Source organism: Halobacteriovorax sp. RT-2-6, from assembly GCF_047085025.1.
Lineage (GTDB): Bacteria > Bdellovibrionota > Bacteriovoracia > Bacteriovoracales > Bacteriovoracaceae > Halobacteriovorax_A.
Genome location: NZ_JBKIYH010000001.1, coordinates 1677551 through 1692485, shown reverse-complemented (window position 1 = coordinate 1692485; position 14935 = coordinate 1677551). Strand labels below are relative to the sequence as shown.

Below are 14935 nucleotides of genomic sequence, written 5' to 3'. Positions count from 1 at the left end.
GATTCCTACCCGTAACAAGGAAACTCCTTATAGAACCTCCGCTTTATTGTTGTTACTTCTTAAAAAAAATCTCAACGAAATTTACTAAACAAGGACAAGGCAATGACTGATGTAAGCAGCCTTGAGATTGTCCTATTAATAATCTGCTTTATTGGCTCAGGTTTCTTTTCTGGTTCAGAAGCGGTCCTACTTTCGATTCCTCACGATCGTGCTAGCCAGCTTATTCAAGAAGGTGGTGCAAAGGGAAGAGCAATTGCATTTATGATTGATCGCCCAAGTGAGATTCTAACGACAATTCTCGTTGGAAATAACGTCGTCAATATTTTTGCCTCATCATTAACGACAGTTCTTGCCACCCGTTTATTTGCGGATGATGCCATTGGTATTGCAGTCGGGGCGACAACTTTTGTCATTCTAATTTTTGGTGAAATTATTCCAAAGACATTTGCACGAACGCACGCTGAAAGCTTATCTCTTTTTGTTATCCGTGTTCTACAAATTTTCTATTATCTACTTTATCCTGTTATTAAAATTATGGTTTGGCTTATCCACACTGTTCTTGGTGAGAATGCTCAGCTAACAGGAAGAATTGTAACGAAGGATGACCTTGAGTTTATGATTCAAAAAGCAGAGAAAGAAAATACGATTGATCATAAGCAAATTGATCTTTTTAACTCAATCCTTGAATTTCCAAAGATTAAAGTAAAAGACATTATGATTCCTCGTAAGGAAATCAAGAGTATTCAAGTTAATAGCTCATATAAAGATGTAATTAGTGAAATTGAAGAATCAATTCACTCACGTTATCCAGTTGTTGATGGTGAGATTGATAATATAGAAGGTTTCCTTCACGTCAAAGAGCTTGCTTTTTTAAAGAGGTCTGAACGTGACAACTTTACTCTAGTTAACCACTTAAGAGACCCATTCTTTGTTTATGAGCACATGAAAATTCAAGCGGTTTTCGACCATATGAACCGTAAGAAAGTTCACATGGCCCTGGTAAAAGATGAGAACGGTTTAATTGTTGGTATCATTACACTAGAGGATATTATCGAGGAGATTCTTGGCGAGATTCAAGATGAACACGATGATGATATTGATGAAATTACAAAGGACTATCAAGAGAGTGATCTTATTGAAGGTGTTGATATCGATGGTGCAACTAATCTAAGAGATCTTGATCACGATTACGATATTAAGATACCACTTAATGATAATTATTCGACTCTTGCTGGCTTTTTACTTGATATGCTTGGGAATAACTTTCCTGAAGCAGGTCAGATTATTATCTGGGAAGGCTATAGCTTTGAATTAACTGAAGTCTTTGACTATGAAATCAAGCAAGTTAAGATTAAAGATGTTGATGGGGAGAAGCACTTCTTCTCTAAGAAAGAAGCCAAAGAGGCCACTGAGAATACTGACGATCTGTTAGAAATTCCTGTTAAATAATCCAAATTAACATAAATTTAGCTAAAGCTTACATAGAGGGAATCTATTAGATTCCCTCTTTCTGATAGACTATACTAAATATGAACTAGTCATGGAGTAGTTATGTCTAATAAATTTCAAATTGCAGTAATCGGTGGTGGCGCGGCCGGAATGATGGCCACTCTACGCGGTGTTTTAAATAATGATTCAGTTGTTCTTTTTCCTGGAACACCTAAGGATAAGAAACGTTCTCGTGAGAAATGGGTATATAAAGTTGAAAATATGCCTGGTACTCATAAATATAAAAAAGGTATTGAAGAGCCTAACAAAGAAACTCTTGAGTGGATTGAACAATCTGAATTTAAAGATAATCTGACTTTCGTTAAGGGAAAGGGTGTTACTGAAGTAACAAAGTTAAGTGACGGAAGTTTTGAGTTAATCGATAGTGCAGGTGAAAAGTATCAAGCAGAGTATGTTGTGCTTTGTACTGGAATAATGGATGTTCAGCCTCATTTTAACGATAGCATCAAACCAATTCTACCTTTTGCAAACGCTCAAACTGTTGACTATTGCCTGCGTTGTGATGGCCACCATGTTTATGACAAGCATACTTCAATTATTGGTCACACTTCTGGTGCAGCCTGGGTTGCAGTGATGCTTAAAGAACGCTACAACACGCCTTCAATGTCGATCTTAACAAATGGTGAGACTCCACAATTTGATGAAGAGACTCAAAAATTAATCAAAGCCTATAAGATTGAAGTGTTCACTGAAGCCATTGTTGATATTCTTGGTGATCGCAAGAGCGGAATAATCGAGGGTTATAAGTTTGCTAGCGGAAGAACGCTAGAGTCTGCCTTTTCTTTTGTTTCGCTTGGAACAATCGTTTATAATGAACTTGCCAAAGCTATTGGTGCTGAAATTGACGGTAGAGGCTATGTTCTAGCTAATGATAAAGGTGAAACAAATATTGAAAACTTTTATGTTGCAGGTGATTTAAGGGCCAACCGTAAGAAGCAAATCTACACAGCTTGGGATATGGCCGTTGACTCACTTGATGATATCAACGCCAAAATCAGAAGAAAGAAAAGGGCAGCGTTATTAACTTCACAAGGTTTAGCTTAATTATATTAATTGTCCTGACTACAGTAGTAGTCAGGGCACAAAATAAGACAACTCAATACCGAAGTCTTTATCAATCAAAACAAGGCTTAACAGAAGCCGAACTAAAGAATCTTTCAAATCTAACTGTTGTTTTCCTTCCTGGAATTCTCTCGCAATCAGCAATAGAGGGTTCAGGTCAGATCGTGAATCTTTCGTATTTCACAGGTGATTACTTTCGCGACTATATGGATCTATTAAAAGAACATAAAGTAAAATTCAAAAGAATAGTCGTTGAGTCAGAAGATCCAGTTAGTAAGAATTCAAAATTTATAAAAAATGAGATTGATAAGATAAATGGCCCAATACTCGTCGTCAGTCATTCTAAAGGTGGACTCGAGTTCTTGGATGTACTTATTAATAATCCGCAGGTTTCTAAAAGAGTTATTGGTTGGGTTTCAATGCAATCGCCTTATCATGGTTCGGTCTTAGCGGATTATTTTATTCAGAGCTCGTTTAAGAAAACTGTTATGGGGTGGCTATTTGCGCTGCTTGGTGGTGATGTTAGCGGAATGGAATCAGTTGGAACAAAAATTCGTTCTGATTATATGCAGGCCAATGCTGCTAAAATTGAAGCGGCACTTGAAAATATTAACCTTCTTCAATTTATTACATTCATCAACGAGCAAGAAGGAAGAGAGACATCACTAGAGATTAGTCGTAACTTTATTTTTGAAAGAGTTGGGCGCAACGATGGAATGGTTGATTTAAGATCTTCATTACTAAAACCTTATCGCCATGTGATCATTAACGACGTGGATCACTTAACAACAGTGCTAGATCAAAAAAATATGGACTTTCTAAAAGGTGAAAATGAATCTTGGAGATTTGATCGCAAGCAACACTTTCGTGCAATTCTTCAACTTATTTTAGAATCGAAATTTTAATATCACCTGTGACTTTTGCACGACAAGCTAGACGGATATTACCTTCTGCAACTTCAGTGTGCTCGGGAGCGATGGCCTCAATTGTGTTTTCCTCGATAATTCCTGGCTTTTGTAGATTGCAACTACCTTCGATAATTTGAATACGACATGAGCCGCATGACCCACTTAGACATCCATGGGGTAGAGTGAGACCTTGATCCTGTATTGCGTCAAAAATTGTCTGACCTTCTTCGATTGTAAATTCAGTTACTTGCTCATCATTTCCAATTAGTGACACTCTGTGCATACAGTTTTCATCCTTGAAAGTTTATTGTTCTTTTCAGCTCTAATAGCACTATTTTAGCATCATTAATTCCTGCGTAAATTCAGGTAATTATTGCAAACTTTCTAAGGAGAAAAAACAATGCCTAGTTTTGAGAGATTATACAAAGACGGACACGAAGAAGTTATCTTTTTTAGTGATCCAAGTTGTAACCTTAAGGCAATCGTAGCGATTCACAACACTGTACTTGGACCAGCTTTAGGTGGAACAAGAATGTGGCCATATGAATCAGAAGAAGAAGCACTTAACGATGTTCTAAGACTTTCGAGAGGTATGACATATAAGAATGCTGTTGCTGGATTAAACCTTGGTGGTGGTAAAGCTGTTATCATCGGTGATCCAGAAAAAGATAAGTCAGAAGCTCTATTCCGTTCTTATGGACGTTTCATGGAGTCATTAAACGGTCGTTATATTACTGCAGAAGACGTAAATATTAGTGTTGATGATATTGAGCACGTATTTACTGAAACTAATAACGTAGCTGGTGTTGCTGAAATCCACGGTGGTTCAGGTAACCCATCTCCATGGACAGCACGTGGTGTTTTCAGAGGTATTGAAGCAGCATGTATGAAAGTTTATGGAAACCGTTCACCAAAAGGTAAAGTAGTAGCACTTCAAGGTGCAGGTTCTGTTGGACGCTACCTTGGTGAGTACCTATACAATGAAGGTGCAGAAGTTTACGTATGTGATATCAATGAAAAGAACCTTGAGCTTTTCAAGGAAAAAGTTCCAAATGCAAAAGTTGTTGGGATCGATGAAATCTATGACGTTAAAATGGATATCTATGCTCCATGTGCACTTGGTGCAACAATCAACGATGACACAATCGATCGTCTACAGTGTAAAATCGTAGCTGGTGCTGCAAATAACCAACTTGCAGAAAACCGTCACGGTAAAATTCTTAAGGAAAGAGGTGTTCTATACGCTCCAGATTATCTAATCAATGCTGGTGGTGTTATGAACGTTTCAATCGAATTTGAAGGTTGGTCAGAAGATAAAGCAATCAGAATGGTTGATTCAATCTATGATACAACTCTAGAAGTTTTCAATATTTCTGAAGAACAAGATATTCCAGTTTACCAAGCGACAGATATCCTTGCTGAATCTAGAATTGAGTCAATCAAGAATATCCAAGGGAAATTCCTAGGTCACGTTGGACATAGATTCCCAGGTAGAAAAAAGCGTTAATTTCAATCAAGATTTTACGATATAAGGGCCCGTTTTTACGGGCCTTTTTTATGCCTAGAGGCACTTTGTGCCACGAGTTAAAATCAGTCGCTTCTTAAGGTAAAATTAGCCTGTGAAGAAGTTGATTTTATTTTGCCTATTAATTCACTCAAGTATTTTTGCAATACAGTTTGAGGATGCAGTTTTTCCAGAACTCATTACGTCTTCCCGTGCACTTGCCATGGGAAATGCCTTTATTGGTAAAGTCGATGATGCTTCAGCGGCATTCTATAACCCTGCCGGACTTGGTACTTATCGAGGCCGTCATTTCCATCTTTCTAACTTCCAATTTGAGACGAATAAAGGTTGGATGGAAACGCTTTTTGGTGGAGATGTAACTGGTAATGCAGGTGATTTATTTGAGGCCCTATCACTTGAAGGTGCTAGAAAATTACTTAATCAAAACAAGGGAACAGTTGCTCACAGCCGTTTTCAAATGATGCCAAATTTTGCGACTAGATATTTCACGATTGGTTATATGTATTCAGTTCAGCAAAGAACATTTATCGGTGATCAGGTTGGTGACCAATTTGAATACGCCCAAAGAACAGATACTGGTCCGTATGCAGCCTTTAACTTTTCTCTCTTTGGAGGAATTTTTAAATTTGGTGCTTCTGCTACTTATTTATTTCGTAAAGAAGCTGTTGGACAATCGGACCCAAATACTCCACTAGCATTGGCGGATGATGATTATAATCGCGGAAGAATGCTATATCTAACAACTGGAATGAGAATAACTCTTCCAACGGCCTTTATCCCTACGCTTGCTGTTGTTAGCCACAATACAACAGGTGATAGTTTTAAAAAAATGAATGGTGCTGGAGCCCCTGATAAAGTTAAACAAAGTTATGACCTTGGGCTTTCTATTACGCCACAACTTGGTAGAACTGTACGCGTTCACTTAGAAGTAGATTATAAAGATTTTTTAAATGCTCATGATACAGTGGACTTCAAAAGAAAGCTTGGGCTTGGTCTTGAGTTTGATCTACGTCGTATCTTCTTCTTGAGAATGGGCTACGGCGATGGCTTCGGTTCTGGTGGAATTGGTATTCGCACTAAGAAAATGGAGTTCGATCTCTCAACTTATGCTGTTGATACAACAGATTCTGACTTCAGAGGTAAGGTCGATCGTCGATATGTTTTAGGAATTTCTAGTGGCTTCTAGCCAAATACCTCTAAATAGCTGAAATCCGTCAAATATTATTTTAAAATTTAATGCACAGCATGTGCACCTTTTGCACTAAAATTGGTAATCTAGCTCCACTTAAAAAGGGGCGTTAAATGCTTGATAAAACTGCAAAAGGATCAAATGTGGGTTCTACCAACTTAGATAAGAAAAAAGAGATTATTAAAAAATACAATCTTTCGAAAGAAGATCTTATTTGGATGCTTCGTAACGTTTTCGTTTCAAGAAAACTAGACGATGCAGAGATCACAATGAAGAAGCAGTCGACTGCGTTCTTTCAAATTTCTGGTGCAGGACACGAAGGTGTTTTATCTGCTCTTGCAAAAGTTCTAAAGCCTGCGCACGACTGGTTTATCCCATACTACCGTGATAGAGCACTTTGTACTGGTCTTGGTGTAACTCCATATGAAATGCTTTGCCAAGCTAACGGAAATATCGGAGACACGGCAACTCACGGGCGTCAGATGCCTGCTCACTGGGGTAACGTAAAACTAAATATCGTTCAAAAGTCTTCATGTACTGGAACTCAGTTCCTTCAAGCATGTGGTGTTGCTGAAGCAGGACTTGCACTTAAGGACCTAAAAGAAAAACACAAATTTGATACTTCAAAATTCTTAGTTGAAGATGCTGAAGTTGTTTATACTTCATGTGGTGATGGAACAATTGCTCAAGGTGAGTTCTGGGAAGGACTTACAACTGCTTGTGCTAATAAGCTTCCAGTTCTTTTCCACGTTGAAGATAATGGTTATGCCATTTCAACAATTACTTCAATGCAAACACCAGGTGGATCAATTTCAAAAGCACTTGATGAATTCCCAGGTTTAAAAATCATTGAATGTGATGGTAATTGTCCAATTGAATCATACAAAGCAGCTGAAAAAGCAGCTAAACATATTAGAGAAGGGAAGGGGCCAGTTCTTCTTCATTCTCATGTAACTCGTCCATACTCTCACTCTCTTTCTGATGATCAATCAATGTATCGTACGAAAGACGAGTTAGCGCAGGAAAAACAAGTTGATGTATTTAACTCATATCCAAAAACTCTTATCGCACTTGGTGTGATGACTGAGAAAGAAGTTAATGATCTTCTTGAAGAAGTTTCTCTAGAAGTTAGACGTGCAATGAAAGAAGCAGTTGATACTGAATGGCCAGCTCCTGAAACAGCACTTGATCACTTATACTCACACGATATTGATCCAACTTCTTCAGACTTTGAAACTCAAGGTACTTTTGAAGGAAAAGATGATGTTCCAATGGCGTCAGCTATCAATGCTGTTCTACGTTCTGAGTTCTCTAAGAACCCATTACTAAGAATGTTTGGTGAAGACGTTGCAGACTTCTCTGATCTTGAAAGACTTAATAACCCAGACCTTAAAGGTAAGGGTGGTGTTTTTAAAGTTTCTTCAGGTGTTCAAAGAGCATCTTTAGAAGGACAAGTGTTTAACTCACCACTAGCTGAGGCAAATATCATCGGTCGTGCAATCGGTATGGCGATGAGAGGACTTAAGCCAGTTGTTGAGATTCAATTCTTTGACTATATCTGGACTGCATATATGCAACTTAAGAATGAGATGGCGACGACTCGCTACCGTTCAGGTGGAGACTTCAAGTGTCCAATGGTTGTACGTGTTCCAATCGGTGGATACCTAAGAGGTGGATCGATTTATCACTCACAATGTGGAGAGTCACTATTTACTCACGTTCCAGGTATTAGAGTTGTCTTCCCTTCAAATGCGGCGGACGCAGCTGGGCTTTTAAGAACTGCAATTAGATCAGATGATCCTGTTATGTTCCTAGAGCACAAGCACCTTTACTACCAAGGTTATAACCGTACTGCAGATCCAGGTGAAGAGTATATGATTCCATTTGGAAAAGCTCGTATCGCAAAACAAGGTGCTGATGCAACTGTAGTCGCTTGGGGTGCACTTGTTCAAAAATCAATTGATGCTGCTAAGAAAATCGAAGCGGAAACAGGTAAGACTGTAGAAGTAATCGATCTTCGTACACTTGCTCCATTTGATATGGATGCAATTAAGAAGTCACTTGAGAAAACAAATCGTCTTCTTATTTGTCACGAAGAAACTAAGACTTCTGGTTTTGCTGGTGAGATCGCTGCATGTGTTAACGAAGAATGTTTTGAGGCCCTTGATGCTCCAATCCTTCGTGTTGCTGCAAAAGACTCTCACGTTGCATACTGCCCAACTTCAGAGGATTTCATTCTTCCACAAGTTGCAGACGTATACGAACAACTTAACAAACTTTTAAATTACTAATACCGAGGCCAGCTCTTATGATTAATTATTTAAATGATAAGAGCTGGCTTTCTCACTTAGAAAACGAATTCCAAAAAGATTATATGGTAGAGCTCGCTGAATTCTTAGATTCAGAAGAGGGTGACGTTTATCCTTCCCAGGATGAATTCTTTGCAGCTCTCAATCTTACTCCACTCGATAAGGTAAAAGTTGTGATTCTTGGGCAAGACCCATATCACGGTGAAGGACAGGCCCACGGGCTAAGTTTTTCTGTAAAGAAGGGAGTTAAAATTCCACCTTCTCTTAGAAATATCTATAAAGAATTAAATGAAGATCTAGGAATTGAAATTCCCCAGCATGGCTTTCTAGAAGACTGGGCAAAAGAAGGAGTTCTACTTCTTAACAATTGTCTTAGTGTCCGTAAGGCACAAGCAGGCTCTCACCAAAAGAAAGGTTGGGAGAAGTTTACAGCAAAGATTATCGAAGTCGTAAATGATCACTGTGAAAATGTTGTCTTTATTCTGTGGGGCTCTCCTGCTCAAAAGAAGGGTAAGAATATTGATGAATCAAAACACTTAGTAATTAAGACAGTTCATCCATCACCATTATCTTCATATCGTGGTTTCTTTGGCTCTAAGCCTTTTTCACAGGCCAATGCCTATCTCGCTCAAAAGAATCGCGAGACTATCTCTTGGGAAGTTCGCAATTAGGCCAATTGTTACTAGTGCTAAGGCATGCTTCTTTGTTCTTTGAGAGTAAATAATTACTCCAATTAAAATGAGAAAGTTTACATGAATAAAGCCGAGTGCTTGCGCTAAATCGTAACTTATCTCTATTAATCCCGTATATGCTGAAATGAACCATTGTGCGTAATTAAAATAATCAATAAAGAATAAATTAAGAAAGAGAATAGGATAAATGAGTGTGAAAATACTTGTTAGTAACGGTGAGAGAACGATTGTTGCTGGATAGATTATACCCGTAAATTTATGAGCTATAAAAAGTTGGGCCACAAAGAAGAGTAGATACATTTTATAAAGACGAAACTCTTTAATTGAAAAGATGAGAGCAAGAAATAGTGTACTTAAGTAAAATGATAGTGGAGAGTATCGATAAGTTCCAAAAAAGAAATCCGTTACAAGAAAGAAGATAAAAATTTGTAACTTAGAATAGTTTGTTTCTCTCATCTTATTTAAAATAAAGAAGCTTCGAATTAGTGCCACTCGTCTAAATGAATAATAACCTGGAAGAAAGAAGTAGAATCCTAAGCATAGGACAAGTTCAATAAAATTGGATACCTTTGGATACTTTCTTCTTAGTAGATAAAAAATGAGAAAGAGGGAGCTTAAGTGGAGTCCTGAGGGAGTCATGAGATGAAGCAAATTTAGGTGAGATAGCTTTCTTCTGAATTCTTTATCTAGTCCCCATTTTTGTCCTGTTAAAACTGAACGGTAGAAGTAAAACTCAGACTTTTTGTGAAAAGCTGCCTTCGTTTTAATTGGAAGCTTTATTTTTGGGGGACGATTATATTGCTTGTTGTCATCTTTTGAGAAAAGTGGATTAATGAGTAGAAATGCAAAGAGAAAGATAATATTGAAACGCATTGCAGCTATATAAGTCAAAATTGAGCAATTATCAGGATTTTTGGGGGTTTCGGGAGTTTTTTTTCTCATTTGAAAATGGTAGAAAAAACATCTAAACGGAGTAAGAAAGAAATGAATTTATTAGTAAATAAAGCACTACAAGATTCGATAGAGATCTATTTCAAAGAGGATGATCTAAGTCGTAACCTGAACTATATTCAATCACTTCCAAATGATGAAGTTCAATGTAAGTTAAAGATTAAAGATGATATGGTTCTTTGTGGCCTGCCTTATTTTATTGAAGCCTTTAACTACCTAGGTGCTAATTTAAATTATGAAAACTTTAAAAAGTTTGAAGGTCAAAAATTCACAAAGGATGAAATGGCCGAAATTGAATTTAAACTTCCTTTCTCAATTGCTCTAACAGGAGAGCGAATTGCTCTTAACTTAATTCAAAGAGCATCTTCAATTGCAACATACACAAATAAATTTACAACTCTTGCACATGATAGTGGCGTAAGAATTCTCGATACAAGAAAGACTCTTCCTGGATACCGTGCACTTGAGAAGTACGCAGTAGTAACTGGTGGAGGATATAACCACCGCTTCGGTCAAAGTGATATGTGGATGGTTAAAGATAATCACAAGTCATTCTTTGGTGGTGTAAAAGAGGCGATTGATTTCTTCAAATCTAAGAACTCATTTTATACGCCAATCGAAGTTGAGATTCATGATCTTAATGAACTACAGATTGCACTAGGTGAAGGTGTAAGACATATCATGCTTGATAACTTCTCTCCTGAAGAGATTAAAGAAGCTGTAAAAGAGAAGCCAGAAGGTGTTACTTTTGAAGTTTCTGGTGGTGTTCGTTTAAATACATTAGAAAGCTATCTGATAAAAGGTGTCGACGCTATCAGTATAGGCGCTCTTACTTACGATGCTCCTGCTGTGGATTTATCGCTAAAGTACGCGAGAGGTTAGAGAAGTGAATAGTTACGACTTCGATGTTCTTATTTTAGGTTGTGGAATTGCAGGTCTTGCTACTGCTGCAAAGCTTGCAGAGAGTAATTTAAAAGTAGGAATTGTGACTCGTGCAAAGGATCCTCAGGTATCGAATACATACTGGGCACAAGGCGGAATCATTTATCCAAATGCAAGTGATGATGCTCTAGGAAAAGATATTCAAGTAGCATCTTCTAATACTTCTAATCCGCAAGCGATTGAAACATTAAGAAATTTTGGAAAGTTAGCGATTGATGAACTCTTATTAGAGAAAGCAAATGCTAATTTTGAAAGAGATGAGAATAACTCATTAAAATATACAAAAGAAGCCGCCCACTCAATTGAGAGAATTCTTTATCGTGGTGATTACACTGGTAAGGAAATTCAAATTAGTCTTTTAAATTTACTAAAAGATCAAAAACGCTATCCAACAGTACACTTCTTAGAAGCACATACTGCAATTGATTTAATTACAGCTTCCCATCATGGTATTTCAATTTCTCAGCGTTATGAGGAAAGAAAAATTCTTGGTGCTTATCTATTAAATCAAGAAAAGGGTAATGTTGTTAAGGCCATGGCAAAGAAGACTGTTTTGGCCACAGGTGGAGTTGGTGCACTTTATCTTCATCATTCAAACTCTGGAGCAAGTCGTGGTGATGGGATTGCAATGGCAAAGAGAGCTGGTGCAGATATTATTGATATGGAATTTATTCAATTTCATCCAACAACATTCTATGATTCATCTTCACATGGACGCTTCTTAGTTTCAGAAGCTGTGCGCGGAGAAGGTGGAGTTCTTGTTAACTGTAATGGTGAAAGATTTATGGGCAAATACCATCCAGAGATGGAACTTGCTCCACGTGATGTTGTTGCTCGTTCAATAATGGAAGAAACTATTGAGACGAGACACGAGTGTGTTTATCTCGATATTTCACATAAAGATGGAGAGTGGATTAAAGAGCGCTTTCCAACGATCTACAAACACTGTCTAGAACACGGTGTGGACATGACAAAGGAGCCTATTCCTGTTGTTCCTGCTGCTCACTATACTTGTGGTGGTGTTAAGATTGATATGAAGGGACAAACCTCAATTAAGAATCTCTACGCTGTAGGTGAAGTGTCTTGTTCAGGACTTCATGGCGCAAACCGACTTGCTTCAACTTCACTTCTTGAAGGTTTAACTTGGGGTTATCTTGCGGCTATTGATATTTCAGAAAATATTGGAGAGGAAACTCTTTATTCGCATCTGCAAATTAAGAATTGGCAAGAAGAGTACGCTTCAATTGATAAGGCCCTTGTTCAGCAAGACTGGATGACTCTAAAGCTTACAATGTGGAACTATGTTGGTCTTTCAAGAACGACAAATCGTCTTAAACGAGCACTAGCAATGTTTAATGAAATCAATGATGAAGTTTCTCGCTTCTATCGAAGCTGTAAACTTGATGACAGCTTAATTGGTTTAAGAAATGCTATTGAAGTTTCAACGATGATCGTTAAGTCGTCCATGAGAAATAAAGAATCGATTGGTTGTTTCTATCGTAAAATGTAAAAAAGAAGGCCAACACCCTTGAGAGAGCTGGCCCGAGAGCAAGTATCAGTTGCGAGATTTCCTGCTTATCTACATCCAGTAGAAGAAGACTAGGTATGATATATCGTCTCTAATAAAGATTTGTATCTGGCCGTATTATCCTTGAGACTGGTGACGTAAACACGATTGCCAGGTGTTTCAAATTTAAGCTGCAGATTTAATAAAGTTTAGTAAGCTAGTTCCCCATTGGTTAGGTGAAGCAATCAATGCTGCTTCAAAACTTAGAACTTCTTCAACTTCTTCCTTAATTTCTTCGATATCTTGAGTTTCCTCGTAAATATCAATTTTATTCTGGTCACCATCTTTGATAACCTTATATACTTCAAGATCCAGTTCACAATCTTCAATGATTGAATTCTTTAAAGTGGAATACTTCCATGTATTCCCAACGATCTTGCATCCATCAAAATTGCAAGCTTCAATATGTGAAAATTCGAAGCTGCAATTTTCAAACGAACAGTTGATAAATTTACACTCTTTCATCTTCGAGCCAAAGAAAATGCAAGACTTGAAGTTTACAGCGATGAAAGTGGTTTGAGAGAAGAGAGAACCAGATATGGTTAAGTTACTTAAATCACTTGATCTTACTAGCTCTTTTTCAATTACTTCATACTGTCCATTTGTGAAGTCAGATAATGTCTCAGTCATAATGAAGTTTGTTAAAGTGGCCATGTGATCCCCCCAAGCCTTGCTTAATTTGTGGATTAGTTCATCCACACTGCAATAATAACCATTCTTGACTAGTTGCGTCAAGCAATAAAATTGCATCAAGAAATAAAAATTAAAACCGATAATGATATTAGGGACTTTTGAGGCATAAAATTTCAGGCCGCAATTGCACCTTAACGAAATATCAGCTAGTTGCAGGTGTTTCAATATGCAAGGAGAAGTATATGTCTGAATTTAACAAAGAGAAATTAGACGATTATTTAGGAATTATTAGGAAGTACATGCAGGTTAGAGGGCCGATGACACAAAAGGATCTCGCTGAATCAACTGGTCTTGGTGTTTCTACTGTTTCTCGCTTTCTTTCGATGAAGACAACTGAGATTAATCCTCAGGTAGTCGCTAAAATTACGGCCGAATTGGATATTCCTCTTCATGAAATGATCGATTTTGTCGAAGAGCACTTTACGGATCACTTTATAAGATTAGTTAAATTCTATAAAGGTGATGAAAAGAAAGAGCAGCCTACACAACAACAAGCGCAACCTCAACAGAAACCAGCCGGTGGTGGATTTGAAGAGGCCCTCGTTGACACAATTAAAAGTGGAACAACTGGCAATGCTCAAATCAATGCTAATCCAACAATGAAGATTGGTGGTAAAACGAGAACGATGCCATTTGTTACAGATACGAGTAATGAAGAATTGTTAAAAGAGCGTATGGCCCAATTAACACCAAGGCAAAAAGCTTACGTTGCTGATTTTTTAAGTCTTGATATCGACGCTAGAGATTTAATTGTCGATCTTGGAAATGACTTATTTAGATATTTTAGACAAAGGGGAATGATTGCTTAATGCATTTTAAAAAGACACTCCTTGCATTCATATTTTCATCTGCGGTAGTAGCACTTCCGCAAACGGTGGAATTTGTCTTTTTATCAGCGGCTCCTAAACAAACACTTTTAGAACAAATTCTATTCAAAAATATCTCACGTAAAATTGCCCAAAATGACGATCACTGTATAGAGATGGGTGACGGATGCTTTGATCCGCAAACAGGTTACATGGTTGGTAAGTCAGGCAAAGACTATGTTGATCAAGAGTATGGCACACCTGATAAAGATGTTGCTGTCGAGAATACGATAGATTCCGATATGATTAGATGTACAGGTGCATATTTCGATATTTTCTGTGGAAAGGCCAAGAAAGTTGAAAAGAAGAAAGTACCTAAGTATGAGGTTTGGATTGATACAAGTGCGTCACTTCGTAATTCAGATTGGTCTAAATCTGGAGACACTTGTTACCGCAGAAGTTTTGTAAGCCGTTTAACTTATGGCTGTCCTGTCACAATCAAGGCTTTTGACTCATCAATTAGAGAAATTAAAAATGACCTCTATCTTTGCCAAACGAAAGGTGGCAATAACACACAAAAAATTATTCGTTGGGTAAAGAACTCAGATGCAAAGCATCTTTTTGTTCTGACTGATATTGATGAAGCCAAAGGAGAGTTAATGGACTTCCTTAGTAATATTGGTGCGACGATCCATGGTGTCGGAAGTAAGGGTTTTTATCCAGAAGATCTATTGAAATTGGCCGATACTTTAAAAGCATCTTGTCAAAAATAGTAGAAATCG

14 protein-coding genes are annotated in these 14935 nt (G+C 37.6%); 11 read left to right on the top strand and 3 right to left on the bottom strand.

Annotation, left to right across the window (positions count from 1 at the left end):
* Nucleotides 1-102 precede the first annotated feature (102 nt).
* The 3 genes from ACMAYS_RS08015 to ACMAYS_RS08005 all read left to right on the top strand — a co-directional run bounded on the left by ACMAYS_RS08015 (nucleotide 103) and on the right by ACMAYS_RS08005 (nucleotide 3476).
* Nucleotides 103-1449 carry a hemolysin family protein gene (locus ACMAYS_RS08015; RefSeq protein ID WP_103218737.1) on the top strand — a complete coding sequence of 449 codons (1347 nt, stop codon included), beginning with the start codon at nucleotides 103-105 and terminating at the stop codon, nucleotides 1447-1449.
* A 102-nt stretch (nucleotides 1450-1551) separates the two neighbouring features.
* Complete coding sequence (locus tag ACMAYS_RS08010) at nucleotides 1552-2553, top strand: NAD(P)/FAD-dependent oxidoreductase (protein ID WP_392990522.1); 1002 nt, start codon at nucleotides 1552-1554, stop codon at nucleotides 2551-2553.
* 182 nt (nucleotides 2554-2735) lie between these two features.
* Nucleotides 2736-3476: a hypothetical protein gene (locus ACMAYS_RS08005; RefSeq protein ID WP_103218739.1), complete on the top strand. Its 741-nt coding sequence runs from the start codon at nucleotides 2736-2738 to the stop codon at nucleotides 3474-3476.
* Here the strand turns inward: ACMAYS_RS08005 and ACMAYS_RS08000 are convergent.
* Nucleotides 3454-3762, bottom strand: a complete 309-nt coding sequence (locus ACMAYS_RS08000; RefSeq protein ID WP_103218740.1) for a 2Fe-2S iron-sulfur cluster-binding protein — start codon at nucleotides 3760-3762, stop codon at nucleotides 3454-3456. The two genes, ACMAYS_RS08005 and ACMAYS_RS08000, sit on opposite strands and share 23 nt — an antisense overlap.
* Nucleotides 3763-3879: 117 nt before the next feature.
* Between ACMAYS_RS08000 and ACMAYS_RS07995 the strand changes: the two genes are divergently transcribed.
* The 4 genes from ACMAYS_RS07995 to ung all read left to right on the top strand — a co-directional run bounded on the left by ACMAYS_RS07995 (nucleotide 3880) and on the right by ung (nucleotide 9173).
* The gene (locus ACMAYS_RS07995) at nucleotides 3880-4986 is read left to right on the top strand and encodes a Glu/Leu/Phe/Val dehydrogenase dimerization domain-containing protein (RefSeq protein ID WP_021265862.1); all 1107 of its coding nucleotides are present in this window, start codon (nucleotides 3880-3882) and stop codon (nucleotides 4984-4986) included.
* Between the two features lie 112 nt (nucleotides 4987-5098).
* Nucleotides 5099-6190 carry a hypothetical protein gene (locus tag ACMAYS_RS07990; RefSeq protein WP_103218741.1) on the top strand — a complete coding sequence of 364 codons (1092 nt, stop codon included), beginning with the start codon at nucleotides 5099-5101 and terminating at the stop codon, nucleotides 6188-6190.
* Nucleotides 6191-6306: 116 nt separating this feature from the next.
* On the top strand, nucleotides 6307-8484 hold the full coding sequence (locus ACMAYS_RS07985) for a thiamine pyrophosphate-dependent enzyme (protein ID WP_412463072.1): 2178 nt from the start codon (nucleotides 6307-6309) through the stop codon (nucleotides 8482-8484).
* A 17-nt stretch (nucleotides 8485-8501) separates the two neighbouring features.
* The gene (gene ung, locus ACMAYS_RS07980; RefSeq protein ID WP_412463071.1) at nucleotides 8502-9173 is read left to right on the top strand and encodes a uracil-DNA glycosylase; all 672 of its coding nucleotides are present in this window, start codon (nucleotides 8502-8504) and stop codon (nucleotides 9171-9173) included.
* Here ung and ACMAYS_RS07975 read toward each other — a convergent pair.
* Nucleotides 9108-10067: a ComEC/Rec2 family competence protein gene (locus tag ACMAYS_RS07975; protein WP_412463070.1), complete on the bottom strand. Its 960-nt coding sequence runs from the start codon at nucleotides 10065-10067 to the stop codon at nucleotides 9108-9110. The genes ung and ACMAYS_RS07975 overlap by 66 nt on opposite strands.
* Before the next feature lie 111 nt (nucleotides 10068-10178).
* Here ACMAYS_RS07975 and nadC point away from each other — a divergent pair, with 111 nt between their 5' ends.
* Entirely contained in the window at nucleotides 10179-11027 is an 849-nt protein-coding gene (gene nadC, locus ACMAYS_RS07970; protein WP_158246921.1) for a carboxylating nicotinate-nucleotide diphosphorylase, read from the top strand.
* Nucleotides 11028-11031: 4 nt separating this feature from the next.
* Nucleotides 11032-12597 carry an L-aspartate oxidase gene (gene nadB, locus ACMAYS_RS07965; protein WP_103218746.1) on the top strand — a complete coding sequence of 522 codons (1566 nt, stop codon included), beginning with the start codon at nucleotides 11032-11034 and terminating at the stop codon, nucleotides 12595-12597.
* A gap of 183 nt (nucleotides 12598-12780) precedes the next feature.
* Here the strand turns inward: nadB and ACMAYS_RS07960 are convergent, their stop codons facing one another.
* Entirely contained in the window at nucleotides 12781-13308 is a 528-nt protein-coding gene (locus ACMAYS_RS07960; protein WP_158246922.1) for a pentapeptide repeat-containing protein, read from the bottom strand.
* 221 nt (nucleotides 13309-13529) lie between these two features.
* Between ACMAYS_RS07960 and ACMAYS_RS07955 the strand changes: the two genes are divergently transcribed.
* The gene (locus tag ACMAYS_RS07955) at nucleotides 13530-14156 is read left to right on the top strand and encodes a helix-turn-helix domain-containing protein (protein ID WP_103218748.1); all 627 of its coding nucleotides are present in this window, start codon (nucleotides 13530-13532) and stop codon (nucleotides 14154-14156) included.
* The gene (locus ACMAYS_RS07950; RefSeq protein WP_412463069.1) at nucleotides 14156-14926 is read left to right on the top strand and encodes a hypothetical protein; all 771 of its coding nucleotides are present in this window, start codon (nucleotides 14156-14158) and stop codon (nucleotides 14924-14926) included. Before ACMAYS_RS07955 ends, ACMAYS_RS07950 begins: the two co-directional genes overlap by 1 nt.
* The last annotated feature ends 9 nt before the right edge of the window (nucleotides 14927-14935 follow it).

Excerpts from the sequence above, each read along its gene's own strand:
- ACMAYS_RS08015 (WP_103218737.1), top strand. The coding sequence starts at position 103 with ATGACTGATGTAAGCAGCCTTGAGATTGTCCTATTAATAATCTGCTTT.
- ACMAYS_RS08010 (WP_392990522.1), top strand. The coding sequence starts at position 1,552 with ATGTCTAATAAATTTCAAATTGCAGTAATCGGTGGTGGCGCGGCCGGA.
- ACMAYS_RS08000 (WP_103218740.1), bottom strand. The coding sequence starts at position 3,762 with ATGCACAGAGTGTCACTAATTGGAAATGATGAGCAAGTAACTGAATTT.
- ACMAYS_RS07995 (WP_021265862.1), top strand. The coding sequence starts at position 3,880 with ATGCCTAGTTTTGAGAGATTATACAAAGACGGACACGAAGAAGTTATC.
- ACMAYS_RS07985 (WP_412463072.1), top strand. The coding sequence starts at position 6,307 with ATGCTTGATAAAACTGCAAAAGGATCAAATGTGGGTTCTACCAACTTA.
- ung (WP_412463071.1), top strand. The coding sequence starts at position 8,502 with ATGATTAATTATTTAAATGATAAGAGCTGGCTTTCTCACTTAGAAAAC.
- ACMAYS_RS07975 (WP_412463070.1), bottom strand. The coding sequence starts at position 10,067 with ATGCGTTTCAATATTATCTTTCTCTTTGCATTTCTACTCATTAATCCA.
- nadC (WP_158246921.1), top strand. The coding sequence starts at position 10,179 with ATGAATTTATTAGTAAATAAAGCACTACAAGATTCGATAGAGATCTAT.
- ACMAYS_RS07960 (WP_158246922.1), bottom strand. The coding sequence starts at position 13,308 with ATGGCCACTTTAACAAACTTCATTATGACTGAGACATTATCTGACTTC.
- ACMAYS_RS07955 (WP_103218748.1), top strand. The coding sequence starts at position 13,530 with ATGTCTGAATTTAACAAAGAGAAATTAGACGATTATTTAGGAATTATT.
- ACMAYS_RS07950 (WP_412463069.1), top strand. The coding sequence starts at position 14,156 with ATGCATTTTAAAAAGACACTCCTTGCATTCATATTTTCATCTGCGGTA.